Genomic DNA, 25,899 nt, shown 5'->3' on the forward strand with positions numbered 1-25,899 from the left:
GGGTAAAGCGTATGGATACCGTGATTGCCATTGTGATTATATTAGGGGCTCTTGTCTTTTTTCATGAATTAGGCCATCTGCTCCTGGCAAAAAAAGCAGGAATTTTATGCCGTGAGTTTGCCATTGGATTTGGACCAAAGTTATTTGCTTTTAGAAGAAATGAGACAAATTATACGATTCGTCTCCTGCCGTTAGGGGGGTTTGTTCGGATGGCAGGGGAGGACCCTGAAGGAATCGAGTTAAAGCCGGGCTATCGGGTAGGCCTTATTTTTGACACGGAGCAAAAAGTCGAGAAAATCATTGTTAATCATAAGGAAAAATACCCTGTGCAAAAAATAATTACGGTGGAGTCGGCCGACTTAGAGCATGAATTGTACATTGAAGGGTATGAAAATGAAGATGGAAACCTTACGCGTTTCAAAGTGAACGAAAAAGCATTTTATGTAGCCGATTACCAGGAAACGCAAATCGCTCCATATAACAGGCAATTTGGCTCAAAGACTTTGATGCAGCGGACGCTTGCTATTTTTGCTGGTCCATTTGCAAACATTTTACTTGCATTTGTCATTTTAATGTGTTTTGCCCTCATTCAAGGCATTCCTTCCAATGAAGCAAAACTCGGAAAAATCAACCCGAATGATCCTGCCGCAAAAGCAGGGCTTCAAAAAGGGGACAAAGTGCTCTCCATCAACGGTGAGTCGGTCAATAGCTGGGATGAGCTTGTTTCAACGATCCAGCAGCATCCGAAAGAGAAGCTAAAGTTTAAAATTAATAGGGATGGGCGAATCATGACGGTTCCTATCGTGCCTGGTGAACGTCAAGTGGACAAGAAACATTCGGAAGGTTATATCGGATCTTTCCAGCCAACGAATTTTTCGATTATCGGCTCTATTTCGTATGGTGCCAAAGAAACATGGATGATGACAACGATGATTTTTAAAGGGCTGGGCGAATTAATATCCGGAAAGCACGGATTTGAACAATTATCGGGACCCGTAGGCATTTTTCAATTTACAAGCCAGGCTACACAACAAGGGATTTTTGTTCTTATGCGCTGGGCTGCTGCATTAAGTGTGAACCTTGCCATTTTCAATTTATTGCCGCTTCCGGCACTTGATGGCGGAAGGTTGATGTTTTTGCTCCTTGAAGCGCTAAGGGGCAAACCGGTTGATCCTCAGAAGGAAGGGCTTGTCCATTTTATCGGATTTGCGTTTTTAATGTTGCTCATGTTAGTTGTTACATGGAACGATATCCATAAATTCTTTTTAAATAAAATTGATCATTAATTTGCGTACACGAGGGTACCTCTTTAGCAGCATAGAGGTACCCTTATATATGGGAGGTGGCCATTATGAACATTGATGAGAACATTAGAAAAGAGCGGTTTGAATTATTATTACAGCAAATTTCCATTCCGGATGATTATATGGATTATTTCAGGAACGGGAAAATTGTAAAGCTTATTATTGAGAAAAATAGCCGGAGGTGGCATTTTCATTTTTCATTGGATGAAGTGCTTCCTGTCTCTATTTTTGAGCTGCTTTCCACCAGGCTGATGGAAACCTTTCAACATATTGCAACCGTTTCTTTTTCGATCACAACGGAAAATAAAACGTTTGATGACGAGCTACTCGTTCACTATTGGCCGATTTGCTGCACACGGATGAAAGAGAAGGCTGGTTCACTGGCTCCCCTTTTAGAATCTCAGAAGCCAGCGATTAATGGCAAAAAGCTAATGCTCACGGTTCGAAATGCTGCCGAAGAAGAGCTGGTCAAACGGAAGCTTCTCTCTAGTTTGTCAGGCGTCTATCAAACGTTTGGCTTTGACCATGTCCAGTTTGAACTAAACGTACAGCAGTGTGAGGAAGAAGTACAAAAATTCATCGAACAAAAAGAACAAGAAGACCGTGATAAAGTATTGGCCGCTCTCATCGAAAAAGAAAAAGCGGATAAGAAACAATCGGAAGTCGCTCCCGCTCAAACCGAAATTATGGTCGGCTATAAAATCCAGGATGACCCGGTTCCGATTGAAACGATTTCTGACGAGGAGCGGAGAATTACGATCCAGGGGTATGTTTTTGATGCCGAAACAAGAGAGTTAAGAAGTGGCCGTACGTTATTAACGTTTAAAATAACCGATTACACGGATTCGATAATGGTCAAGATTTTCTCAAGGGATAAGGAAGATGTACCTATTTTGCAATCGATTAAAAAGGGCGTCTGGCTTAAAGTGCGCGGCGGCATTCAAAACGATACATTCGTCCGGGACCTTGTCATGATCGCAAATGATATTAATCAAATCACACCTGTAAGCAAGGCTGATAAAGCGGAAGAAGGGAAAAAACGCGTCGAGCTTCATTTGCACACTCCGATGAGCCAAATGGATGCAGTAACATCTGCGTCAGTTTTAATCGAGCAGGCGAAAAAGTGGGGGCATGAAGCGATTGCGATTACGGATCATGCGGTTGTCCAATCGTTCCCTGAAGCCTATTCAGCAAGCAAAAAACATGGAATCAAAGTGCTTTATGGCCTGGAAGCGAATCTTGTCGATGACGGCGTTCCAATTGCTTACAACGAACAGCATCGAAAGTTGATCGATGATACGTATATCGTCTTTGACGTGGAAACGACAGGTCTTTCCGCCGTTTATAACAAAATTATCGAGCTTGCCGCTGTCAAAGTGATCAACGGCGAAATCGTCGATCGTTTCGAACGTTTTGCTAATCCGCACGAACCATTATCTGATACTACGATCAACTTAACGGGAATAACGGATGATATGGTAAAGGATGCACCTGAAATTGAAGATGTATTGAAAGATTTCCATGAATTTATCGGCGATTCGATTTTAGTTGCCCATAATGCAAGCTTTGATATGGGCTTTTTAAACGAAGGATTCCGTAAATTGGGCTTAGGAGAAGCGAAAAATCCTGTCATTGACACGCTTGAACTTGCCAGATTTTTATTGCCGGACTTAAAAAACCATCGTTTGAATACGCTTTGTAAAAAATTCGATATCGAATTAACCCAACACCACCGCGCCATTTATGACGCAGAGGCAACAGGTTCTTTGCTTTGGAAACTATTAAAAGAGACGGTTGAACGCGGGATAGAATACCATGATCGTTTAAATGACAATATGGGCAAGGGCGGATTTATGCGCTCACGTCCTTTTCATTGCATTTTGCTCGCAAAGACGCAGCAGGGGCTTAAAAACTTGTACAAGCTCGTATCGGAATCCCATATCGATTATTTTTACAGAACGCCGCGCATTCCCCGATCACGGCTTTCGAAATACAGGGAAGGAATATTGGTCGGTTCCGGCTGTGATAAGGGCGAAGTGTTCGAAGGCATGATGCAAAAAGGAGCGGAAGAAGTAGAAGGAATCGCAGCCTTTTATGATTATTTGGAAATCCAGCCTCCATCCAATTACTATCATTTAATTGAAAAAGAGCTCGTTCAAGATGAGCTGGCATTAAGAGAAATATTAACAAACATCGTCAAGTTAGGGGAAAAGTTAAATAAGCCTGTCGTTGCAACAGGAAATGTTCATTATCTTAATGAAACGGATGCCATTTACCGAAAAATCTTAATCTCGAGCCAGGGAGGGGCGAATCCGTTAAATAAGCAAGAGTTGCCTGCTGTTCACTTCAGGACGACCGATGAAATGCTTGATTGCTTCTCTTTCCTCGGGGAGGAAAAGGCGTTTGAAGTGGTTGTCAGCAATACGCAAAAGATTGCGAGAATGATAGATGACATTAAACCCATCCCCGATGATTTGTATACGCCAAAAATTCCGGGGGCCGAAGATGAAATCCGCGAGATGAGTTATTCAAGGGCAAAAAGCATCTATGGCGAGAACCTTCCGGAAATCGTTGAAAAACGTCTTGAAAAAGAATTGAACAGCATCATTGGCCATGGTTTTGCCGTTATTTACTTAATTTCGCATAAGCTCGTTAAAAAATCGCTTGACGATGGTTATCTTGTCGGTTCGCGGGGATCGGTCGGATCTTCATTTGTTGCGACAATGACGGAAATTACAGAAGTGAATCCGCTCCCTCCCCACTATGTTTGCCCGGAATGCAAGGAATCCATCTTTTTCGATGACGGGTCTGTCGGTTCCGGATTCGATTTGCCGGATAAAGAGTGTCCGAACTGCCATGTCCTTTACAAAAAAGACGGCCAGGACATTCCGTTTGAAACATTCCTTGGCTTTAAAGGAGATAAAGTACCCGATATTGATTTGAACTTTTCGGGTGAATATCAACCAAGAGCGCACAATTACACGAAAGTGCTTTTCGGTGAAGATTACGTTTACCGGGCAGGGACAATCGGAACGGTAGCCGATAAAACGGCATATGGGTATGTCAGGGGATATGCTCAAGACCATAACATCAATTTCCGTTCAGCTGAAGTTGACAGATTAGTAGCAGGATGCACGGGTGTCAAGAGAACAACAGGCCAGCACCCGGGAGGCATAATCGTCGTCCCGGATTATATGGATATCTTTGACTTCTGCCCGATTCAATTTCCGGCCGATGATAAAAATTCAGAATGGAAAACGACACACTTTGATTTCCACTCCATTCATGATAACCTGTTAAAGCTTGATATACTCGGACACGATGATCCGACCGTGATTCGGATGCTTCAAGACTTAAGCGGCATCGATCCAAAAACGATTCCTGCATCTGATCCTGAAGTCATGAAAATATTCAGCGGACCAGAAGTGTTAGGCGTAACCGAAGAACAAATTATGTGCAAAACGGGAACGCTCGGCATCCCGGAATTCGGTACAAAATTTGTTAGACAAATGCTTGAAGAAACGAAACCGTCGACTTTCTCCGAACTTGTCCAAATCTCCGGGCTGTCCCATGGAACGGATGTATGGTTAAACAACGCCAATGAATTAATCGCAAACGGCACATGCGAATTAAAAGACGTTATTGGTTGCCGTGATGACATTATGGTTTATTTAATTTATAAAGGGCTAGAACCATCCGTCGCATTTAAGATCATGGAAAGCGTCCGGAAAGGAAAAGGGCTGACGGAAGAATGGATTGAGGAAATGAAGAAAAACAATGTACCGGATTGGTATATTGGTTCATGTTTGAAAATCAAATATATGTTCCCAAAAGCCCATGCCGCCGCTTATGTGCTCATGGCTGTAAGGATTGCCTATTTTAAAGTGCATTATCCGATCTATTTTTACGCCGCTTATTTTACAGTTCGGGCGGATGATTTTGACATCGATACAATGATTCGCGGTTCAAAAGCCATTCGTTCGAAAATTGAAGAGATTTCTGCCAAAGGCCTTGATGCTTCAACGAAAGAAAAGAACTTGCAAACCGTGCTTGAATTGGCGCTCGAAATGTGTGAGCGAGGCTTCTCATTCGGAAAAGTAGATTTATATCGCTCAAGCGCCACAGAGTTTCTCGTTGATGGGGACAAGCTAATTCCTCCATTTAACTCCATCGCGGGACTCGGAACAAATGCGGCCTTAAACATCGTGAAAGCCCGGGAAGAAGGGGAGTTTCTTTCGAAGGAAGATTTGCAGCAGCGGGCAAGGCTATCAAAAACAATCGTTGAATACTTGGATGACCACGGCTGTCTGGCGGGTTTGCCGGAAGCAAACCAACTCTCCCTCTTTTAGCGGAATTTAGGCTTTAGTTGCACTAGAATGAAGTTTATGATAAGATAAATTTGGAAACACTAGTGTATAGTTTTTAAAGAAAGAGTGGGGAAATCCCACTCTTTCTGCGTTCTCTAAAAATTAGAAAGGAGGGACCTTTTTGAGCAAGAAAATCATTGAACAAACCGAAGAACTTGTTCTTCCCATTCTTGAAGAAATGAATCTCGAACTAGTGGATGTTGAATTTGTGAAAGAAGGGAAAAACTGGTTTCTCCGGGTGTTTATCGACAGCGAAAAAGGCGTAGATATTGAAGAATGCGGTGTAGTTAGCGAACAATTAAGCGAAAAATTAGATGCGATTGATCTAATTGAGCAGGCATATTTCCTTGAAGTGTCTTCTCCGGGTGTTGAACGTCCATTAAAGAAGCCTGAAGATGTGAAGAAGGCCATTGGCAAAAATATTCACGTAAAGACGTATGAACCGATTAATGGTACGAAGGAATTTGAAGGGCTTTTACTCGACTTTGACGGCGAAACGGTCACGCTTGAAGTGAAAATTAAGACACGAATAACAAAAGTAGAACTGCCGTATAGCAAAATAGCAAGTGCGAGGCTTGCTGTTGTTTTCAATTAAAAAGGGGAGAAGAAAAAAATGAGTAGCGAGTTATTGGATGCACTTACATTGTTGGAAAAGGAAAAAGGAATCAGTAAGGAAGTCATTATTGATGCTATTGAAGCTGCATTGATTTCCGCCTATAAACGAAATTTCCATCAAGCACAAAATGTACGTGTCGATTTCAATCCTGCCACCGGCAGCATCCGTGTTTTTGCCAGAAAGAATGTAGTTGAGGAAGTAACAGATCCAAGACAAGAAATTTCACTTGATGAAGCTCATAAAATTAATTCGCAATTTGATGTGGATGATATTGTTGAACTTGAAGTGACACCAAGAGATTTTGGCCGGATTGCTGCTCAAACGGCAAAACAAGTTGTGACACAGCGTGTTCGGGAAGCAGAACGCGGAATTATTTTTTCTGAATTTATCGATCGCGAGGAAGATATCATTACCGGTATCGTCCAGCGTCAGGATCACCGCTACATTTACGTAAATCTCGGCCGTGTAGAGGCACTCTTACCGGCGAGTGAGCAAATGCCGGGTGAACACTATACGACGAATGACCGTATAAAAGTGTATATTACGAAAGTGGAAAAAACGACTAAGGGTCCGCAAATCATGGTATCCCGTACGCATCCTGGCCTTTTAAAACGGTTGTTTGAATTAGAAGTGCCTGAAATTTATGATGGAACCGTTGAAATTAAGTCGATAGCCCGTGAAGCTGGCGATCGTTCAAAAATTGCAGTGCACGCAGAAGACCCGGAAGTTGATCCTGTCGGTTCTTGCGTAGGTCAAAAGGGTGGCCGTGTGCAAACGATTGTGAACGAATTAAACGGTGAAAAAATTGACATTGTCCGCTGGTCCGAAGACCCTGTCGTTTATGTCGCAAATGCACTTAGTCCAGCAAAAGTCCTTGAAGTGCTCGTAAACGAAGAGGAAAAGATGACAACTGTTATCGTTCCCGATTACCAGTTATCATTAGCCATTGGAAAAAGGGGACAAAATGCTAGACTCGCTGCGAAATTAACGGGATGGAAGATTGATATTAAAGCGGAATCTGAAGCTCGCCAGGCAGGTATTTATTCAGAGGATAGCCATGAGGAGGCCATCGATTCTACTGAAGAACTGCCAGGTGATACGACCGATCATGAAGATTTAATAGAACACTCAGACGAAAAATTAAACGAAGACATGTAACGTGTGAGGGGGAGACGAATGAAAACCCGTAAAATTCCTATGAGAAAATGTGTGGCCTGCCAGGAAATGAAGCCGAAGAAAGAATTAGTGCGCATCGTTCGATCTCCAGAAGGGGAAGTCTCAGTCGACCCAACCGGCAAGAAATCGGGAAGAGGAGCTTATCTTTGCAATCAACATTCTTGTTTTGTCCTCGCCAAAAAGAAAAACAGCTTAGGCAACCAATTAAAGACAACCATTTCTGAAGAAGTGTATGCTGAATTGGAAAAAGGAGTTCAATAAATTCATATGGCTGAAAAATGGGCTTCCCTTTTAGGTCTGGCGCATCGCGCAGGCAAGTGCATTTCAGGCGAAGAACTGGTTGTTAAGGCAATACAGAGGAGAACGGTTCAATTAGTTTTGTTATCTCTAGACGCTTCCGAAAATACGAAAAAAAAAATAATGGATAAATGTTCGTATTATCACGTTGATCTAAAATGGGTCGAAAATCGTGATGTTCTAGGGGAAGCGATTGGAAAAGACAGACGAGTCGTTGTTGCAGTAACGGATCAAGGTTTTTCAAAAAAATTAAAAACATTACTTGATCACTACACTTGGGGGTGAACATATGAGTAAAATGCGAGTATATGAATACGCTAAACAGAAAAATGTGCAAAGCAAGGATATTATCGATAAGTTAAAAAAAATCAACGTGAATGTTTCCAATCATATGTCGATGATTGATGAGGAGGCGATTCAAAAGCTGAATGACGCCTATCAATCGGGCAAATCGCAAAAGCCTCTAAACTCAAAAGATGAACGTAGAAAACCGGACAACTCCAATTCCGGATCAAATAAAAAAGAGCATAAAAAAGAAGACCGCCAGAGCAAAAATAACAGTCAGGGCAAAAATAACACCCAGGGCAAAAATCATAGCCAAAACCAAAATAAGCACCAAAATCAAAACCAAAATAAACATCAAAGCCCAAATAAGCATCAAACTCATAAAAAAAATAAAAATAAAAAAGGAAATGCTATGCCACAAACAACACAACATGAGAAAAGAACTGTACCATTACCGAAGAAAATTACGTTCGAAGGAACGCTTACTGTCGGCGAGTTAGCAAAAAAGCTTCATAAAGAATCGACCGAAATTATTAAGAAATTAATGTTTTTAGGTGTTATGGCAACCATTAATCAGGAGCTCGATAAAGATACGATTGAGCTGATTGCCGGGGAATATGGCGTTGAAGTTGAGGAAGAAGTCACCATTGATGAAACTGAATTCGAAAATTATCAAATCGAAGATAAAGAGGAAGACTTAGAAGTTCGTCCGCCAGTTGTTACCATTATGGGACACGTTGACCATGGTAAAACGACATTGCTTGATTCCATCCGCCATACAAAAGTTACGGCTAGTGAAGCAGGTGGAATTACCCAGCATATCGGTGCTTACCAGATTGAAAACAACGGAAAAAAAATTACGTTCCTCGATACTCCGGGCCATGCCGCATTTACAACAATGCGCGCTCGCGGGGCGCAAGTAACAGACATTGCGATCATCGTAGTTGCAGCTGATGATGGAGTGATGCCGCAAACGGTGGAAGCGATCAACCATGCGAAAGCAGCGGAAGTCCCAATCATTGTTGCTGTTAATAAAATGGATAAAGAAACGGCAAATCCTGACCGTGTCATGCAAGAATTGACAGAACATGGTTTGATACCGGAAGATTGGGGAGGCGACACGATTTTTGTTCACGTCTCTGCTTTAAAAGGTGAAGGGATCGATGATTTGCTTGAAATGATTCAACTTGTTGCTGAGGTTGAAGAATTAAAGGCTAACCCTAATCGAATGGCACAAGGCACGGTTATCGAAGCACAGCTCGATAAAGGCCGCGGCTCTGTAGCAACGCTTCTTGTTCAAAACGGAACATTACATGTTGGAGATCCAATTGTTGTCGGAAACACATATGGACGCGTTCGAGCAATGGTTAATGATCTTGGACGAAGAGTAAAAACAGCTCCGCCTTCAACACCGGTTGAAATTACCGGCTTAAACGAAGTGCCTCAAGCAGGCGATCAGTTCATGGTTTTTGCCGACGAGAAGAAAGCTCGCCAAATTGGGGAAGCGCGCGGAAAGAAACAGCAAGAAGCGCAACGAAAAGATTCATCCAAGCTAAACTTAGAAGATCTTTTCAACCAGATTAAAGAAGGCGACATAAAAGATATTAATGTCATTATTAAAGCCGATGTCCAGGGATCGGTTGAAGCACTTGCCGGATCATTGCAAAAAATTGATGTTGAAGGGGTTAAAGTTAAAATTCTCCATACAGGTGTCGGTGCAATAACTGAATATGATATCATGCTGGCTTCAGCTTCCAATGCAATCATTATCGGCTTCAACGTTCGTCCGGATAATAATGCGAAAAAGACGGCTGAAACTGAAAAAGTCGATATCCGTTTGCATAGAGTCATCTACAATGTAATTGACGAAATAGAATCGGCCATGAAGGGGATGCTTGATCCGGAATTTGAGGAAAAAGTAATCGGCCAGGTCGATGTACGTACGACCTTCAAAGTATCAAAAGTAGGAACGATTGCCGGTTGTTATGTAACAGATGGTAAAGTAACACGTGATTCAACCGTTCGCCTAATTCGTGATGGCATCGTTGTTTATGAAGGAAAAATTGATGCGCTCAAACGTTTCAAAGACGATGTCCGTGAAGTTAGTGCAGGATACGAGTGTGGAATTACCCTTGAAAAATTCAATGATATTAAAGAAGGCGATGTCATTGAAGCATATATTATGGAGGAAATTAAACGTACATGATCTAAACGTCCTTGACCGTTTACTATCGTAAATTGTTCTTGTTGGTACATGAAATGGGGTGGTAGAATGGGCAATTTGCGTTCCAATCGAATTGGTGAACAAATGAAAAAAGAACTCGGCGATATTATTGGCCGAAAATTAAAAGACCCGCGCGTAGGTTTCGTAACCGTTACGGGAGTGGAAGTGACGGGTGATCTTCAACAAGCGACCGTTTATATTTCAGTATTCGGCGATGATGAGCAAAAACAGCAAACATTGCACGGTCTTGCGAAAGCATCTGGTTTTATTCGTACGGAAATCGGAAAGCGAATTCGTTTGCGAAAAACTCCAGAAATTTTCTTTAAGTTTGACGAATCGGTTGAATATGGAAACCGAATCGAAACATTGCTGACAGATATTCAGCGCAAAGAACAAAACGAAGATGCAAATGAATGAACAATAAAAAGTAAAAGATAGGCAAATGTCTATCTTTTCTTCTGTTCCATTCCTTCTCTAAAAAAGGAGGAGTCTACTTGATAGAAGGAATTTTACCATTATTAAAGCCTGCGGGGATGACATCCCATGACTGTGTCATGAAATTGCGAAAACTCCTCAGAACAAAAAAAATTGGCCATACCGGGACGCTTGATCCGGAAGTGACCGGCGTATTGCCTATCTGTGTTGGAAGGGCGACTAAAATCGCTCAATATCTTTCGGACTATGCAAAAAGTTATGAAGCGGAAGTGACGATCGGCCAATCAACAACAACGGAAGATCGACATGGGGAGATTGTTGAAACGAGAAAGGTAGAAGAACCTCTTGAAAGGGAAACGGTAGAAGCCGTTCTCCGATCTTTTGTAGGCGATATTGAACAAACGCCGCCAATGTATTCCGCCGTGAAAATAAATGGGAAAAAATTATACGAATATGCTCGCCAGGGGATTGAGATCGAACGTCCGGCAAGAACGGTCCACATTTATTCGATTGATCTTATATCGAAGGAAGGGCGTTTTGAGCCGCCGTTTCCATCCTTTGCAATTCGAGTGACGTGCAGTAAAGGCACATATGTCAGGACACTTGCAGTCGACATCGGCAAGAAATTAGGCTTCCCTGCACATATGTCTCGGCTTGTCCGGACGGCGTCAGGACCTTTTCAGCTTAATGATTGCGTAACATTTGAAGAACTTGAGACGCTCATAAAAAAAGAAGAGGTCGATAAGGCGCTGTTCCCGATTGAAAAAGGGCTTGAGGCGTTTGAAAAGCTCATTGTAAATAGAGAAATCGAAGCGAAAATAAGAAACGGTGCCGTATTGCCATTAAGTAAAGAAGTGGAACATAGCCCTTTTGCCGTTTATAATGAAAAAGGGGCATGCTTAGCGCTCTATCAAAAACATCCGACGAAACCGTATTTAATGAAGCCGGAAAAAATATTAAATGCACAATAATGTGATCAAAGTTAGTAGGTGGAGTTTTGAAGACGATTAGATTAACACATCCACATCAACTGAAGAAAGAAGAATTGCCTCAAACCGTTTTAGCCTTAGGCTACTTTGATGGAATTCATCTCGGCCATCAACGAGTCATTAAAAAAGCAAAAGAAATTGCAGAGGTGAAAGGATGGGCTTCTGCCGTCATGTCTTTTCACCCGCACCCATCCGTCGTGCTTGGGTCGGAAATCAAGCATGTATCGTATTTGACACCTCTGGAAGAAAAGGAAAAATTGCTCGAGGAAATGGGAATCGATCTATTTTACATCGTGCAATTCGATGAAGAATTTGCCTCTCTCCCGCCTGAAGAGTTTGTTGAACAATACATTGTCGGTTTAAATGCAAAACATGTTGTCGCAGGCTTCGACTTTACATACGGTCGATTTGGAAAAGGAAATATGGCAACGTTAGCGGAGCATGCCAGGGGTCGCTTTCTTCAAACGATGATCGAAAAAGTGGAAATCGACTGTGAAAAAGTAAGTTCGACAATGTTAAGGCTGCTCTTAAAAGATGGAGCGGTAGAAAAAATTCCGAAATTTTTAAATCGCTATTATTCCATAAAGGGGAAAGTCGTTCATGGCGAGAAAAGAGGAGCGACAATCGGCTTCCCAACCGCGAATATTCAATGTTCAGATGATTATTTGCTTCCTCAAGTCGGGGTTTATATCGTTCAAATGAAACTTAACGGTGAACGGTTTAATGGTATTGCCAATATTGGCTTTAAGCCGACATTTCATGAAGAAAAGTCAAGGCCGACCATCGAAGTTCATCTGTTTGAATTTAATAAACAAATATATGGAGAGGCAGTCGAGATTTTTTGGCTGAAACGATTAAGGGAAGAAAAAAAATTTGCTTCAGTTGATGCCCTGATTAAACAGCTGAATAAGGATAAAGAAATTGGCCTGAAATATTTTTCATAACCCTTGCTTTCTCTTATAAAACAATGTATTCTATTAAATGTACGATTTTTTAAACCGTTACCTGGCAAAACGATTCACCGACGTTTGCTGGAGTAATCGGGGTTAATTTAAAAGGAGGTGAACAGGATGGCAATTTCTCAAGAGCGCAAAAATGAATTAATTAATGAATTTAAAACACACGATACCGATACTGGTTCTCCAGAGGTACAAATCGCTATCCTTACAGAGCAAATTAATTCGTTAAATGATCACTTACGTACGCATAAGAAAGATCATCACTCACGTCGTGGTCTTCTTAAGATGGTCGGTAAACGTCGTAACTTGTTAACGTATTTGCGTAATAAAGACGTTACTCGTTACCGTGAGCTTATTCAAAAGCTTGGTTTACGTCGTTAGTCAAAAAAGCGGGGATGTTTTCCCGCTTTTTTTGGTGTATACGAATTACATATCTTTTTAGAATTAAAAAGTTTAGGCTATAATAAAATATAACTATTTTGTTTTTGTTGAGAGGAGTACCCGAAGAAAATGGAACAAGAAAAACGAGTTTTTTCGATGGACTGGGCGGGACGAGAACTATCTTTTGAGATCGGAAGGCTGGCTAAACAGGCAAACGGAGCCGTGCTCGTTAAGTATGGAGATACGGCAGTTCTATCGACCGCTGTAGCATCAAAAGAGCCGAAAAATTTAAGCTTTTTCCCTTTAACCGTAAACTATGAAGAACGATTATATGCCGTTGGTAAAATTCCAGGGGGATTTATTAAACGCGAAGGTCGGCCGAGCGAAAAAGCGATTCTTGCAAGTCGCCTGATTGACCGTCCCATTCGCCCGTTATTTGCAGACGGTTTTCGAAATGAAGTCCAGGTTGTCAGCACTGTAATGAGTGTTGACCAGGATTGTTCTTCCGAAATGGCTGCAATGATCGGTTCATCACTTGCCTTATCGATTTCAGATATTCCATTTGAAGGACCAATTGGCGGTGTGACGATCGGCCGGGTTGATGGGAAATTTATTGTTAATCCGACGGTAGAACAACATGAGAAAAGCGACATTAACCTCGTTGTCGCAGGAACGAAACATGCGATAAATATGGTTGAAGCAGGTGCGAATGAGGTGCCTGAAGAAATCATGTTGGAAGCGATTATGTTTGGCCATGAAGAAATTAAAAAAATCATCGCATTCCAGGAAAAAATCGTCGCTGAAATTGGAAAAGAAAAAATGGAAGTTGAGCTACATAAAGTTAGCGAGGAATTAACGGCGCAAATCAGAACTTTGGTCGAAGATGAACTGAAGGCCGCTGTACGCGTCGTTGAAAAGCATGCCCGGCAAGATGCCCTTGATGCGTTGAAGGAAAAGGTTGTCGCCCAATTTGAAGAGCAAGATGAAGAAACGATTGAAGAGGCAAAAGAAATTCTGCAAAAATTGATTAAAGAAGAAGTTCGCCGCTTAATTTTAAAAGAAAAAATTAGACCGGATGGAAGAAAGATTAATGAAATCCGGCCTCTTTCATCTGATGTCGGCTTGCTTGCCCGAACTCATGGCTCCGGCCTCTTTACGAGAGGGCAAACACAGGCGCTGAGCGTTTGTACACTCGGGGCACTCGGCGATGTTCAAGTGTTGGACGGGTTAGGCGTCGAGGAATCAAAACGGTTTATGCACCAATACAATTTCCCGCCTTTTAGCGTAGGTGAAACCGGGTTTATGCGTGGTCCCGGCCGCAGGGAGATTGGACATGGCGCACTAGGGGAGCGGGCGCTTGAAGTCGTCATCCCTTCAGAAGAAGAATTTCCGTATACGATTCGCCTTGTTTCAGAAGTGCTTGAATCGAACGGTTCTACTTCCCAGGCGAGTATTTGTGCAAGCACGCTTGCCTTAATGGATGCGGGAGTTCCAATTAAAGCGCCTGTTGCGGGTATTGCCATGGGACTAGTCAGCGATGGTGAAGATGTAACGGTCTTGACAGATATTCAAGGAATGGAAGATCACCTCGGCGATATGGACTTTAAAGTTGCAGGAACGGCTAACGGTGTAACCGCCTTGCAAATGGATATTAAAATTTCCGGAATTAATCGCGAGATTTTAGAGCAAGCGTTAACTCAGGCGAGAGAAGGCCGAATGCACATTTTAAATTCGATGCTTGCCACATTGTCTGAGCCTAGAAAAGAACTTTCCGAATACGCTCCAAAAATCTTGACGATGAGGATCAATCCAGATAAAATCCGTGACGTCATCGGACCAAGCGGGAAAGTTATCAACAAGATCATTGAGGAAACAGGCGTCAAGATTGATATCGAACAGGATGGAACGATATTCATTGCATCAAGCGACCAGCAAATGAACGAAAAAGCGAAGAAAATCATTGAAGATATCGTTCGAGAAGTGCAAGTCGGAGAGTATTATCTTGGCAAGGTAAAACGGATTGAAAAATTCGGAGCGTTCGTCGAACTATTCAGCGGCAAAGACGGCCTCGTTCATATTTCTGAACTTGCAGAAGAACGTGTCGGCAAAGTTGAGGACGTCGTGAAGATCGGCGATGAAATTCTTGTAAAAGTAATGGAAATCGACAATCACGGACGTGTCAATTTATCGCGCAAAGTTGTTCTAAAAGAGCAAAAACAACAAGAAGAAGTAGAAAACAACCGGTAAACGGTTGTTTTTTTGTTAGAGGAATCAGCTAGCCGATTCCTTGAAAGTTGCTGAAGCAACCTTGTTCTAACTTGTCTCCTATGGACATAATGTGTTATGGGGAGGGAAGTAGCGTGAAAAGAATAAGATTGCAATACGTATTGCTCTTCGCCATCATGATTGCGAGTGTTATGATTGTCCAAAATAAGTATACTTCCACATATGTTGCAAAATTAAAAAGTCAAACGATGGCGGTAGCGAAAATGCAAACCGGTGATTTGTATGAACAACTAGAGGAAAAAGCGAAAGAATATTACCGCAAGCCGCAAGATGCCGTTGTCGATCGAGTCTGGAAGGCGATTCCAGGCTATAACGGGCTGGAACTGGATGTCGAGGCTTCCTTTAAAAAAATGAAACAGTTAAAATTAAAAAAGATTGATGAAAAAGAGCTTGAGTTTAAACAAATCAAGCCAAAAGTATCATTGGATGACCTGCCGCCTTCTCCCATTTATAAAGGGAATCCACAAAAGCCCATGGTAACTCTCTTAGTTAATGTCTCATGGGGTGAGAAGTACTTGCCGACATTGTTGAAAGTGATGAAAAAGCACGGGGTTCACTCCACGTATTTTCTTGATGGAACATGGGTGAAGAAAAATCCGAGCCTGGCAAAGATGATTGTTGACGAAGGTCATGAAATAGGCAACCACGCCTATTCCCATCCCGACTTAAAACGATTAACAAAAGCCCGGATAACAGATGAATTAGAAAGCACCAATCATATTATTCAAGCAACATTGAATAAGAAACCGAAATGGTTTGCTCCCCCAAGTGGCAGTTTCCGAGATGACGTCGTCAAAATCGCAGCACAGATGAATATGAAAACGATTCTCTGGTCAGTGGATACAATTGATTGGCGAGAGCCGGATCCAACCACAATGGTCAACTCCGTGTTAAGTAAAGTTCATCCTGGCGCGATGATTTTAATGCATCCGACAAATGCTACAGCAAAGGGGCTAGATTCATTAATCAAAGGGTTAAAGAAAAATGGCTATCAAATTGGTACGGTGTCGGAGCTAATGGATGAAAAGCGAATCCTTTCAAATAAAGTTAATCACTTAAAATAAGTTTTGTTGTATGTATGTATGGTTAATGGTATATTGTTCCTATGAGAATAGATGTAGAATGATGAAACACAGCTTAGGAGGAAACAAGTTTTGATTACAAGACATACTTGTCGGAACGGGGTAAAAATCGTTCTTGAAGAAATACCTACTGTAAGATCCGTAGCCATTGGCATTTGGATCGGTACTGGTTCACGTTTTGAAGTACCTGAAAATAACGGAATCTCGCATTTCCTTGAACATATGTTTTTCAAAGGAACAAAGACCCGGAATGCCCGTGAAATTGCTGAAGCATTTGACAGCATTGGCGGTCAAGTGAATGCGTTTACTTCAAAAGAATACACTTGTTATTATGCCAAGGTTTTAGATACCCATGCCGCATATGCTCTTGAAGTACTTAGTGATATGTTCTTTCATTCAACATTTGATAAGGTGGAACTTGTAAAAGAGAAAAATGTTGTCTTAGAAGAAATAAAAATGTATGAAGATACTCCTGATGACATCGTGCATGACTTGTTAAGCCGCGCCAGTTTTGGAGGACATTCCCTTGGATATCCGATACTTGGTACGGAATCCACGTTGAATACATTTACTGATGAAACATTAAGGCACTATATGAAAGAGTATTATACACCTGAAAATGTCGTCATTTCAGTAGCTGGAAATGTAGATGAGAAATTCATTAAAGAAGTGGAAAATCTTTTCGGCTCGTATGAAGGTGCCAAAACTAAAAAAAGTTTGCAAACGCCGAATTTCGAGAGCGGCCGCTTAACAAGAAAAAAAGAAACAGAACAGGCGCACCTTTGCCTTGGCTTTCCGGGATTATCCTTAAAGGAGTCACAAAATTACAGTTTAGTTGTGCTTAACAACATTTTCGGTTCAAGCATGTCAAGCCGTTTATTCCAGGAAGTCCGTGAACAACGCGGATTAGCTTATTCTGTTTTTTCTTATCATTCCGCTTACCGTGATAAAGGACTGTTTACCATTTATGGTGGCACTGCGCCACATCAACTTGATGAACTGTATGAAACGATTCAACATATCATCGAAGATTTAAAAGAAAAAGGAATTACGGAAAAGGAACTTGCGAATTCGAAAGAACAAATTAAAGGCAGTCTCATGTTGAGCCTTGAAAGCACGAACAGCCGGATGAGCCGTAACGGAAAACAGGAATTGATTTTAAATGAACACCGAACGCTTGATGAAATGGTTGAACTTATTGACGCCGTTTCGAAAGACTCCGTTAATCAATTAATCCGGCAAATCTTCTCTCATAAATGCTCCGCTTCTCTCGTCAGCCCTGGCGGAGTCTTGCCAAAAGGATTGCAATAATTAGTAAACCTGAGTAGAAATCCACTCAGGTTTTTTGTGTTTTAGGAAACTATAGTTTGTTAAAACAAGTGGATAACTGGAATCGGCTATTCGCCGATTCCGACAAATCCAACATCTCACTTCTCCACTTCTGAACAAAGTTGTTAAGCAATTTTGTTCCTTTTACAAAAAATAGGCGCTGCTTTGTTTAGTGTACTCTAACCAGTTTTTGCGTAGTGAATATAATGATCAAGTGAAAATAAAGAAATTAACTAAAGAAGAGAAAGAAAACGGGATGTACCGTTGTTTATAGACAGGGCACCAGTCACCAAATAGGCACTTATCACATAAGATGTTCAACAACTAAAGATTCCCCCTGTTTTGAAAATGGAACAACGGAGAAAGGGGAGGAAGGATGTTAACTGATTTACAAATTGCCATCGTCGGTGGTGATGCTAGAACATTGGAAGTCATTCGCAAATTGACAGAAGAAGACGCCATCTTAACACTCGTTGGCTATGACCAATTGGACCATGGATTCACCGGGGCTTCTAAACGCAATATTGATGAAGTGAACTTCTCGATTATGGATAGCATCATTCTGCCTACGAGTGGAACAGGGTTAAGCGGAGAGGTTGAAACGATCTTTTCCAATAAAAAAATAATTCTTAAACCTGAATATTTAAAGCAAACACCGCCACATTGCCATGTCTATAGCGGGATAAGCAATTCCTATTTAGACAATTGTATAAAAAATAGCAACAGGAGATTTACAAAGCTGTTTGAACGGGATGACGTTGCGATTTATAACAGCATTCCAACAGTTGAAGGGACGATCATGATGGTTATCCAACATACGGACATTACCATTCATGGTTCAAATACGATTGTCCTAGGCCTTGGTAGAGTTGGAATGAGTGTCGCACGGACATTTGCCCTTCTTGGAGCGAAAGTGAAAGTTGGAGCGAGGAAGTCGGAACATTTTGCAAGAATTACGGAAATGGGTCTAACGCCTTTTCATATTGATGATTTAAAACATGAAGTGGCCAATACCGATGTTTGTATTAACACCATTCCCGCACCAATTGTAACAGCGGAAGTGATTACGAAAATGCCATCACATACGCTGGTTGTCGACCTCGCATCAAAACCCGGGGGAACGGATTTCCGTTATGCGGAAAAAAGAGGCATAAAAGCGCTGTTAGCACCCGGACTGCCCGGAATTGTTGCCCCAAAAACGGCAGGCAAAATTATCGCAAATGTACTCTCCCAATTAATAAAAGAAGATGTTCTCTCGAGAAAGGGGAAAATAACATGAATGTGAAGGGGAAACACATTGGTTTCGGATTAACTGGATCTCATTGCACGTATCATGAAGTCGTTCCGCAAATTCAGCGGTTAGTTGACGCTGGAGCCGATGTTTCACCATTTGTTACCCATACCGTTCAAAACACAACGACCCGTTTTGGAGAAGGCGGCGAGTGGATTCAAAAAATTATCGAAATTACGGGGAAAGAACCTGTTGATTCGATTGTGAAGGCTGAACCGTTTGGACCGAAAACTCCACTGGACTGTATGGTTATCGCTCCATTGACAGGAAATTCAATCAGCAAGTTTGCCAATGCGATGACGGATTCGCCGGTATTAATGGGCGCTAAAGCAACGATGAGAAATCAAAAGCCGGTTGTTCTCGCCATATCGACAAATGATGGGCTCGGCTTGAATGGAGTCAATATTATGCGCCTTATGGCAGCGAAGAACATTTATTTCGTTCCATTTGGCCAGGACGATCCATATAAAAAACAGAACTCTCTCGTCGCCCATATGGATTATCTTCTCGAGACGGTTGAAGCCGCTCTAGAAGGCAAACAGCTCCAACCAGTGTTGAGAATGAGCCTGTAAAGATAAAAATTTTCTTTCATTTATAGCAGATTATGATACAATGTGAATTAAAAATAATGAATCAAGGAGAAACGGATGAAGTTTCTCCTTATGCCATTCATTTCAACAGAAGAAGGGGTTATAACAGATGACATCAAACGGTTTACATGTAGCAGTAGTTGGTGCAACAGGCGCTGTTGGACAACAAATGTTAGAAACATTGGTAAAAAGAGATTTCCCGATTCGAAAATTATCCCTATTGGCAAGTAAACGTTCCAGTGGCAAAGAAGTTCTATTTAAAGGCGAACCGGTAATGATCCAAGAAGCGACGCCCGAAGCATTTGAAGGCGTAGACGTTGCTTTGTTTTCAGCAGGCGGCTCAATTTCTAAAGAACTTGCTCCTGAAGCCGTGAAAAGAGGGGCAATCGTCATTGATAATACAAGCGCTTTTCGGATGGATCCGGAAGTACCGCTTGTTGTGCCAGAAGTGAATGAAGATGATTTATTGAAACATAATGGGATTATTGCGAACCCGAACTGTTCAACAATACAAATGGTTGTCGCTTTAAAGCCGCTGGCGGATAAATATGGCATTAAAAAGGTTATCGTTTCAACATATCAGGCCGTTTCGGGCGCGGGGGCAAAAGCGGTTGAAGAATTGAAAGCCCAGGCGAAAGCGATTTTAGAAGGAGAGCCATTTACTCCGGAAATCTTGCCATGTGCAAGCGACGAAAAGCATTACCAGATTGCCTTTAATGCCCTTCCGCAAATCGATAAATTCCAGGAGAATGGATTTACGTTTGAAGAAATGAAAATGATTAACGAAACGAAAAAAATTATGCATTTGCCAGACCTTGAAGTAGCGGCAACCTGCGTAAGATTAGGTGTTATTACAGGACATTCCGAATCTGTTTATGTAGAATTAGAAAATGGAAGCCCTGATGTCGCTGAAGTCAAGAATTTGTTGGCGAATGCTTCCGGCGTAACGTTAGAGGATGCACCGGAAGAACAAATCTATCCGATGCCGTCAAATTGTGTTGGAAAACATGACGTGTTTGTCGGCAGAATCCGAAAAGACCTGGACCGCAATAACGCTTTTCATATGTGGGTCGTCTCTGATAATTTGTTAAAAGGTGCAGCATGGAATTCCGTACAAATTGCTGAAAGTTTGCTTAAACTAGGGTTACTGAAAGCGTAAAAGAAGGTGTTTTTTTAAATGAAAGTAATCGTACAAAAATTCGGAGGCACATCCGTAAAAGACGCTATTGGCAGAGAGAAAGCAATTGAGCATGTTGAGCGGGCAAAAAAAGAAGGCTACAAAGTTGTTTGCGTCGTCTCGGCCATGGGACGAAACGGCGATCCGTACGCTACTGATACACTCCTTAGTCTAATAGGCGGATCGGAATCATTTGTGACGAAGAGGGAACATGACCTTCTTCTTTCCTGTGGTGAAATTATTTCAGCTGTCGTCTTTTCTAATCTTCTCAATCAGTCAGGATTAAAGGCCATTGCCATGACGGGACCTCAGGCAGGATTTCGAACGAATGATGAGTTCACGAATGCCAGAATTATCGATATGAAGTGTGAGCGATTGTTAAAAGAACTTGAAACGAACGACGTCGTTGTTGTCAGCGGTTTTCAAGGTCAAACGCCAATCGGTGATATTGCTACTCTTGGCAGAGGTGGGAGTGATACATCAGCCTCTGCATTAGGTGCTGCATTAAATGCCGAATATATTGATATTTTTACAGATGTAGAAGGTGTGATGACGGCCGACCCAAGAATCGTCAGTGAAGCACGTTCATTATCTGTCGTAACATATACGGAAATTTGCAACATGGCATATCAAGGGGCAAAAGTCATTCATCCGCGGGCCGTTGAAATCGCCCAACAGGCGAAAATTCCTTTGAGGATTCGTTCCACTTATTCAGACTCACCGGGTACGCTTGTCACTTCAGGCACTGGCATGAAAGGAAGAGATGTAAGAGACCTGATTATTACAGGGATCGCACATGTTTCTAATGTGACGCAAATTAAAGTGACGGCAAAAGACGACCAATACGATCTGCAAACAAATGTTTTCCGGGCGATGGCCAGGGAGCAAATTTCGGTTGACTTTTTCAATATTAGCCCAAAAGGTGTTGTCTATACGGTAATGGGTGAAATGACCGATCGAGCGATTGAAACGTTAAAGCGGATTGGATATCATCCAGAAGTAACGCGACATTGTGCTAAAGTTTCTGCGGTAGGAGCCGGAATTGCCGGTGTCCCTGGTGTAACGGCAAAAATTGTGGATGCTTTAGTATCCAGAAATATTCAAATTCTGCAATCGGCAGACTCGCATACAACCATCTGGGTTCTTGTGAAACAGGAAAAATTAGTAGAAGCGGTAAACGCCCTTCATCAAGCTTTTGAGCTTAATAAGAAAATAGATGAATAAGAGACTTGCTTATTCATACGATTGTTTTTTAGGAGTGAATTAAATGGATATCGGCAGGATTAGTACGGCGATGGTGACTCCATTTGACAGCAAAGGAAACATTGATTTTTCGAAAACGACAAAACTTATAAACTATTTAATCGATAATGGATCCGATAGTCTCGTCGTTTCAGGGACAACGGGCGAATCCCCGACGTTAACAACAGAAGAGAAAGTTGCATTATTTAAGCATGTTGTAAAAATCGTGGACGGTCGCGTACCGGTAATTGCCGGTACGGGAAGCAACAATACGAAGGCATCGATCGAATTAACGAAAAAGGCAGAAGAAATTGGCGTGGACGCCATTATGATTGTCACTCCATATTACAACAAACCGAGCCAGGAAGGGATTATACAACATTTTAAAGCAATTAGTGAAGCAACGAGATTACCGATCTTGGCGTATAATGTCCCTGGACGAACAGTTGTCCGAATGAATGCGGAAACGGTCATTGAGCTTTCAAAAATTCCGAATGTGTTCGCTATTAAAGATGCCGGCGGTGATCTAAATGAGATGAGCCGGATCATTGAAGAAACGCCAGACGATTTTCTATTGTACAGTGGAGACGATGGCGTGACACTCCCGGTTTTGTCGATTGGAGGCGCAGGTGTTATTTCAGTTGCTTCACATGTGATTGGCAACAGCATGCAAGAGATGATCTCATTATTCCTTAATGGTAAAAATGATCAGGCGGCAAAACTTCATAGACGTCTACTTCCTCTCATGAATGAATTATTCAAGGCTCCTAGTCCGGCTCCTGTTAAAACTGCGCTGCAGATGAAAGGGCTGGATGTCGGCGGTGTGCGAATGCCACTATTGCCGCTAAATGAAGCGGAAAGAACCTCGTTATCTAAAGTCATGCAAGCTCTCTAATAGGAAGGGTGAATCCTTTCTTTTTTGTAATCGGCTATTGGCCGATGTGAACAAGGGAACAGAATTGCAATTAGCAATTTTGTTCCCTTGTTTCTTGTCTTCCCTTTCCAACTTAGGCTATAATAAATGCAAGTGACGTGAACGGATTAACGGATTTTATTTTATTCATTCATCTGGGAGGATCTTAACATTGACAATAAAACAAAATATAGAAAAAGTCAGGGTTTTCGCCCTGGGCGGAGTGGGCGAAATCGGCAAGAACATGTATGTGGTGGAGGTTAATGAAGATATTTTTGTTCTTGATGCGGGGTTAATGTTTCCACATGAGGAAATGCTTGGAATTGATATCGTCATTCCCGATATTACATACCTTACTGAAAATCTTGACCGGGTTCAGGGTATTTTTTTAACACATGCACATGAAGACCATATCGGTGCACTTCCTTTCATATTAAAAAAATTGCCGGTTTCTGTTTTTGGTACAAAATTCACTCTCGGACTTGTTGAATCCAAATTAAAAGAAGCGGGAATATTTCGAACGTCTCGGCTTCAATTGATTGATTCCAATACGGTCTTAACATTTAACCATGCTAAAATTTCATTTTTCGGCACAAATCATAGTATTCCGGACTCCGTAGGAATTGCTGTTCACACGTCACAAGGGGTTATAGTGAATACTGGTGATTTTAAAATTGACCATACGCCGATCGACGGGTCTCATACGGAATTTAGCAAAATAACGGAACTTGCTAGTAAAGGGGTGCTTTGTCTCCTTTCTGACAGCACCAATGCGGAAAGACCGGGAATGACCGGGTCTGAGAGAACCGTAGGAATTGAAATTAACGACTGTTTTTATAAGGCAAAAGGAAGAATTATTATCGCTTCGTTTGCATCAAACATTCATCGCATTCAACAGGTGATGAACGCCGCTATATTAACAAACAGAAAAGTTGCCATTTCAGGCAGAAGCATGGTCAAATATGTCGATATAGCCATCGATTTAGGCTATTTGCAAGTAGAGAAAGACATCATTGTTTCAATTGACGACATTAATAATTACGCCGATGAACGAGTAGTCATTTTAACAACCGGAAGCCAGGGAGAACCGATGGCAGCACTGTCCAGAATGGCGTCAAATAGTCATAAACAAGTATCCATTAAAAAGACGGATACGGTAATCATTGCTGCTACTCCGATTCCAGGCAACGAAATGGCTGTTTCGAAAATTGTTGATCGCCTGATGCGTACCGGCGCAGAAGTCGTTTTTGGACAGCGAAAAGTTCACGTGTCCGGACATGGCAGCCAGGAAGAACTTAAATTAATGATCAATCTTATTAAGCCAAAATATTTTCTCCCCGTTCACGGAGAATTCCGCATGCAAAAAGCCCACCAGTCTTTAGCCATTGAAGTCGGAGTTCAACCGGAAAATATATTTATTTTGGAAAAAGGGGAAGTTGTCGAATTTACAAATGGAGAAGCAAAGAGATTTGGAAAGGTTCCTGCGGGTAATGTGTTAGTAGATGGGCTTGGCGTCGGCGACATTGGAAACATTGTATTGCGCGATCGCAAGCTTTTATCTCAAGATGGCATTCTTGTCGTCGTAGTTACCATTAGTAAAGTAATGAATCAAATTGTTTCAGGTCCAGAAATCATCTCTCGTGGCTTTGTATATGTTCGTGAAAGCGAAGAATTGTTAAAAGGTGCGGGCACCCTTGTAAAAGAAGTTTTAGAAAAATGCATGACCGAAAAAGTGAAAGACTGGTCTTCATTAAAATCAAATATACGGGATTCTTTAAGCTATTATTTATTTGAAAAAACGAAACGCCGTCCAATGATCATGCCGATCATCATGGAGATATAAAAATGCTTTAACCCTGGCTTTACTTTGACTAAAAAAAATGCCTGCAAATTGCGGGCATTTTTTTTATGAACAAAGCTCAAACTATAAAAAAATGAGAGGAGTTTTGTTGTGGATAACGAATTTAACAATGAAGAACAGCAAGAGTCGCAAAGTCCAAACGGGCAGCAATCAGAAGTTGTTGATAAAATACAATCGCTCGGTCAAACGAATATTCCGCAAATGGAAGCTTCTAATATTCATTGTTTGACGATTGTCGGTCAAATCGAGGGACATGTCCAACTGCCGCCAACGAATAAAACGACAAAATATGAACATTTAATTCCTCAGTTGGTCGCGATTGAGCAAAATCCAAAAATTGAAGGGTTGCTCATCATTTTAAATACTGTTGGCGGCGATGTGGAAGCAGGCCTTGCCATTTCCGAAATGATCGCATCACTTTCAAAGCCGACGGTATCGCTCGTTCTTGGCGGAGGGCATTCAATCGGTGTTCCAATCGCCGTAAGTGCCGATTATTCTTTTATCGCAGAAACGGCAACGATGACGATCCATCCTGTTCGTTTGACGGGGCTTGTCATAGGCGTACCGCAAACCTTTGAATATTTGGATAAAATGCAGGAGAGAGTCATCAGCTTTGTTATTCGCCATTCAAAAATTTCAGAGGAAAAGTTTAAAGAATTAATGTTTTCAAAAGGAAATCTAACAAGGGATATCGGGACAAATGTCATTGGAAAACATGCGGTTGAAGATGGATTGATTGATGAAGTTGGTGGCGTCGGCCAGGCGATTGCCAAGCTGAATGAATTGATTGACAAGAATAAAAATAAGGGATTAGAGGTCGTTCAATGATTCTCTATACGATGATGCCACGTGAATTGATCTTTCCGTTTGACCAAACAAATGACCGGGAAACCCATTCAGTTATGGTGTATAATGACGTACCTGTTTTAGTTGAACATCTCTCAATGGGTGAATGCCGCATCGTTCGGATTTTAAGCACGGATCCGAATCATTTTCTTGATCAATCCTTTCAACCTGGAGAAAAAATAAGCTTTCCAATGCCGAACATGAAAAGTTAGTATTATGTTATAATGAAAGATAACGTAAGTAAAGCAG

At 41.7% G+C, this 25,899-nt stretch carries 22 protein-coding genes; all 22 read left to right on the forward strand.

Translation table 11 applies throughout. From position 1 onward, the window contains the following. The first annotated feature begins 11 nt into the window (after positions 1-11). The 22 genes from rseP (at position 12) to WD019_RS01930 (ending at position 25,862) form a co-directional block, all read left to right on the forward strand. Positions 12-1,286: an RIP metalloprotease RseP gene (gene rseP / locus WD019_RS01825; RefSeq protein ID WP_425710459.1), complete on the forward strand. Its 1,275-nt coding sequence runs from the start codon at positions 12-14 to the stop codon at positions 1,284-1,286. Positions 1,287-1,351: 65 nt separating this feature from the next. Beyond that, positions 1,352-5,653, forward strand: coding sequence for a PolC-type DNA polymerase III (locus WD019_RS01830; RefSeq protein ID WP_425710460.1), 4,302 nt, complete (start codon positions 1,352-1,354; stop codon positions 5,651-5,653). Positions 5,654-5,792: 139 nt separating this feature from the next. Next, a complete protein-coding gene (gene rimP, locus WD019_RS01835) occupies positions 5,793-6,266 on the forward strand; it encodes a ribosome maturation factor RimP (RefSeq protein ID WP_026675840.1) in 474 nt (157 codons plus the stop codon). Between the two features lie 18 nt (positions 6,267-6,284). Continuing rightward, positions 6,285-7,445, forward strand: a complete 1,161-nt coding sequence (gene nusA / locus WD019_RS01840; RefSeq protein WP_026675839.1) for a transcription termination factor NusA — start codon at positions 6,285-6,287, stop codon at positions 7,443-7,445. A gap of 18 nt (positions 7,446-7,463) precedes the next feature. Further along, positions 7,464-7,724 (forward strand): RNase P modulator RnpM, encoded by a 261-nt coding sequence (gene rnpM / locus WD019_RS01845; RefSeq protein WP_026675838.1) that lies wholly within the window; start codon positions 7,464-7,466, stop codon positions 7,722-7,724. A 6-nt stretch (positions 7,725-7,730) separates the two neighbouring features. After that, the gene (locus tag WD019_RS01850) at positions 7,731-8,045 is read left to right on the forward strand and encodes a YlxQ family RNA-binding protein (RefSeq protein WP_026675837.1); all 315 of its coding nucleotides are present in this window, start codon (positions 7,731-7,733) and stop codon (positions 8,043-8,045) included. Between the two features lie 4 nt (positions 8,046-8,049). Next, entirely contained in the window at positions 8,050-10,251 is a 2,202-nt protein-coding gene (infB, locus tag WD019_RS01855) for a translation initiation factor IF-2 (RefSeq protein WP_425710461.1), read from the forward strand. Positions 10,252-10,317: 66 nt separating this feature from the next. Next, on the forward strand, positions 10,318-10,686 hold the full coding sequence (gene rbfA, locus WD019_RS01860; RefSeq protein WP_026675835.1) for a 30S ribosome-binding factor RbfA: 369 nt from the start codon (positions 10,318-10,320) through the stop codon (positions 10,684-10,686). A gap of 77 nt (positions 10,687-10,763) precedes the next feature. Then, positions 10,764-11,675, forward strand: coding sequence for a tRNA pseudouridine(55) synthase TruB (gene truB, locus WD019_RS01865; RefSeq protein ID WP_281172138.1), 912 nt, complete (start codon positions 10,764-10,766; stop codon positions 11,673-11,675). A gap of 26 nt (positions 11,676-11,701) precedes the next feature. After that, positions 11,702-12,637, forward strand: coding sequence for a bifunctional riboflavin kinase/FAD synthetase (gene ribF / locus WD019_RS01870; RefSeq protein ID WP_425710462.1), 936 nt, complete (start codon positions 11,702-11,704; stop codon positions 12,635-12,637). Between the two features lie 126 nt (positions 12,638-12,763). Then, entirely contained in the window at positions 12,764-13,033 is a 270-nt protein-coding gene (gene rpsO, locus WD019_RS01875) for a 30S ribosomal protein S15 (RefSeq protein ID WP_026675832.1), read from the forward strand. A gap of 129 nt (positions 13,034-13,162) precedes the next feature. After that, on the forward strand, positions 13,163-15,280 hold the full coding sequence (gene pnp, locus WD019_RS01880) for a polyribonucleotide nucleotidyltransferase (protein WP_425710463.1): 2,118 nt from the start codon (positions 13,163-13,165) through the stop codon (positions 15,278-15,280). Between the two features lie 113 nt (positions 15,281-15,393). After that, a complete protein-coding gene (locus WD019_RS01885; protein ID WP_026675830.1) occupies positions 15,394-16,383 on the forward strand; it encodes a polysaccharide deacetylase family protein in 990 nt (329 codons plus the stop codon). Positions 16,384-16,473: 90 nt separating this feature from the next. Further along, on the forward strand, positions 16,474-17,712 hold the full coding sequence (locus WD019_RS01890; protein ID WP_425710464.1) for a M16 family metallopeptidase: 1,239 nt from the start codon (positions 16,474-16,476) through the stop codon (positions 17,710-17,712). A 394-nt stretch (positions 17,713-18,106) separates the two neighbouring features. After that, positions 18,107-19,009 carry a dipicolinic acid synthetase subunit A gene (dpaA, locus tag WD019_RS01895; RefSeq protein ID WP_425710465.1) on the forward strand — a complete coding sequence of 301 codons (903 nt, stop codon included), beginning with the start codon at positions 18,107-18,109 and terminating at the stop codon, positions 19,007-19,009. Next, entirely contained in the window at positions 19,006-19,593 is a 588-nt protein-coding gene (gene dpaB / locus WD019_RS01900) for a dipicolinate synthase subunit B (RefSeq protein ID WP_026675827.1), read from the forward strand. Before dpaA ends, dpaB begins: the two co-directional genes overlap by 4 nt. A 127-nt stretch (positions 19,594-19,720) precedes the next feature. Further along, a complete protein-coding gene (gene asd / locus WD019_RS01905; protein ID WP_425710466.1) occupies positions 19,721-20,770 on the forward strand; it encodes an aspartate-semialdehyde dehydrogenase in 1,050 nt (349 codons plus the stop codon). 18 nt (positions 20,771-20,788) lie between these two features. Further along, positions 20,789-22,012 (forward strand): aspartate kinase, encoded by a 1,224-nt coding sequence (gene dapG / locus WD019_RS01910; RefSeq protein ID WP_026675825.1) that lies wholly within the window; start codon positions 20,789-20,791, stop codon positions 22,010-22,012. Between the two features lie 43 nt (positions 22,013-22,055). Beyond that, a complete protein-coding gene (gene dapA, locus WD019_RS01915; RefSeq protein ID WP_425710467.1) occupies positions 22,056-22,925 on the forward strand; it encodes a 4-hydroxy-tetrahydrodipicolinate synthase in 870 nt (289 codons plus the stop codon). Between the two features lie 190 nt (positions 22,926-23,115). Further along, positions 23,116-24,786: a ribonuclease J gene (locus tag WD019_RS01920; RefSeq protein WP_026675823.1), complete on the forward strand. Its 1,671-nt coding sequence runs from the start codon at positions 23,116-23,118 to the stop codon at positions 24,784-24,786. A gap of 108 nt (positions 24,787-24,894) precedes the next feature. Continuing rightward, complete coding sequence (locus tag WD019_RS01925) at positions 24,895-25,632, forward strand: ClpP family protease (RefSeq protein WP_026675822.1); 738 nt, start codon at positions 24,895-24,897, stop codon at positions 25,630-25,632. Further along, complete coding sequence (locus WD019_RS01930) at positions 25,629-25,862, forward strand: YlzJ-like family protein (protein WP_425710468.1); 234 nt, start codon at positions 25,629-25,631, stop codon at positions 25,860-25,862. The genes WD019_RS01925 and WD019_RS01930 overlap by 4 nt, the downstream gene beginning before the upstream one ends. The last annotated feature ends 37 nt before the right edge of the window (positions 25,863-25,899 follow it).

The organism is Fictibacillus sp. Mic-4, from assembly GCF_049843615.1.
Lineage (GTDB): Bacteria > Bacillota > Bacilli > Bacillales > Fictibacillaceae > Fictibacillus_A > Fictibacillus_A gelatini.

What these genes read in the sequence shown, in the direction of transcription:
- pnp (WP_425710463.1), top strand. Translation starts at nt 13,163, where the DNA reads ATGGAACAAGAAAAACGAGTTTTTTCGATGGACTGGGCGGGACGAGAA.
- WD019_RS01850 (WP_026675837.1), top strand. Translation starts at nt 7,731, where the DNA reads ATGGCTGAAAAATGGGCTTCCCTTTTAGGTCTGGCGCATCGCGCAGGC.
- rpsO (WP_026675832.1), top strand. Translation starts at nt 12,764, where the DNA reads ATGGCAATTTCTCAAGAGCGCAAAAATGAATTAATTAATGAATTTAAA.
- WD019_RS01830 (WP_425710460.1), top strand. Translation starts at nt 1,352, where the DNA reads ATGAACATTGATGAGAACATTAGAAAAGAGCGGTTTGAATTATTATTA.
- rbfA (WP_026675835.1), top strand. Translation starts at nt 10,318, where the DNA reads ATGGGCAATTTGCGTTCCAATCGAATTGGTGAACAAATGAAAAAAGAA.
- dpaA (WP_425710465.1), top strand. Translation starts at nt 18,107, where the DNA reads ATGTTAACTGATTTACAAATTGCCATCGTCGGTGGTGATGCTAGAACA.
- rseP (WP_425710459.1), top strand. Translation starts at nt 12, where the DNA reads ATGGATACCGTGATTGCCATTGTGATTATATTAGGGGCTCTTGTCTTT.
- asd (WP_425710466.1), top strand. Translation starts at nt 19,721, where the DNA reads ATGACATCAAACGGTTTACATGTAGCAGTAGTTGGTGCAACAGGCGCT.
- infB (WP_425710461.1), top strand. Translation starts at nt 8,050, where the DNA reads ATGAGTAAAATGCGAGTATATGAATACGCTAAACAGAAAAATGTGCAA.
- dapA (WP_425710467.1), top strand. Translation starts at nt 22,056, where the DNA reads ATGGATATCGGCAGGATTAGTACGGCGATGGTGACTCCATTTGACAGC.
- rnpM (WP_026675838.1), top strand. Translation starts at nt 7,464, where the DNA reads ATGAAAACCCGTAAAATTCCTATGAGAAAATGTGTGGCCTGCCAGGAA.
- dapG (WP_026675825.1), top strand. Translation starts at nt 20,789, where the DNA reads ATGAAAGTAATCGTACAAAAATTCGGAGGCACATCCGTAAAAGACGCT.
- WD019_RS01930 (WP_425710468.1), top strand. Translation starts at nt 25,629, where the DNA reads ATGATTCTCTATACGATGATGCCACGTGAATTGATCTTTCCGTTTGAC.
- dpaB (WP_026675827.1), top strand. Translation starts at nt 19,006, where the DNA reads ATGAATGTGAAGGGGAAACACATTGGTTTCGGATTAACTGGATCTCAT.
- nusA (WP_026675839.1), top strand. Translation starts at nt 6,285, where the DNA reads ATGAGTAGCGAGTTATTGGATGCACTTACATTGTTGGAAAAGGAAAAA.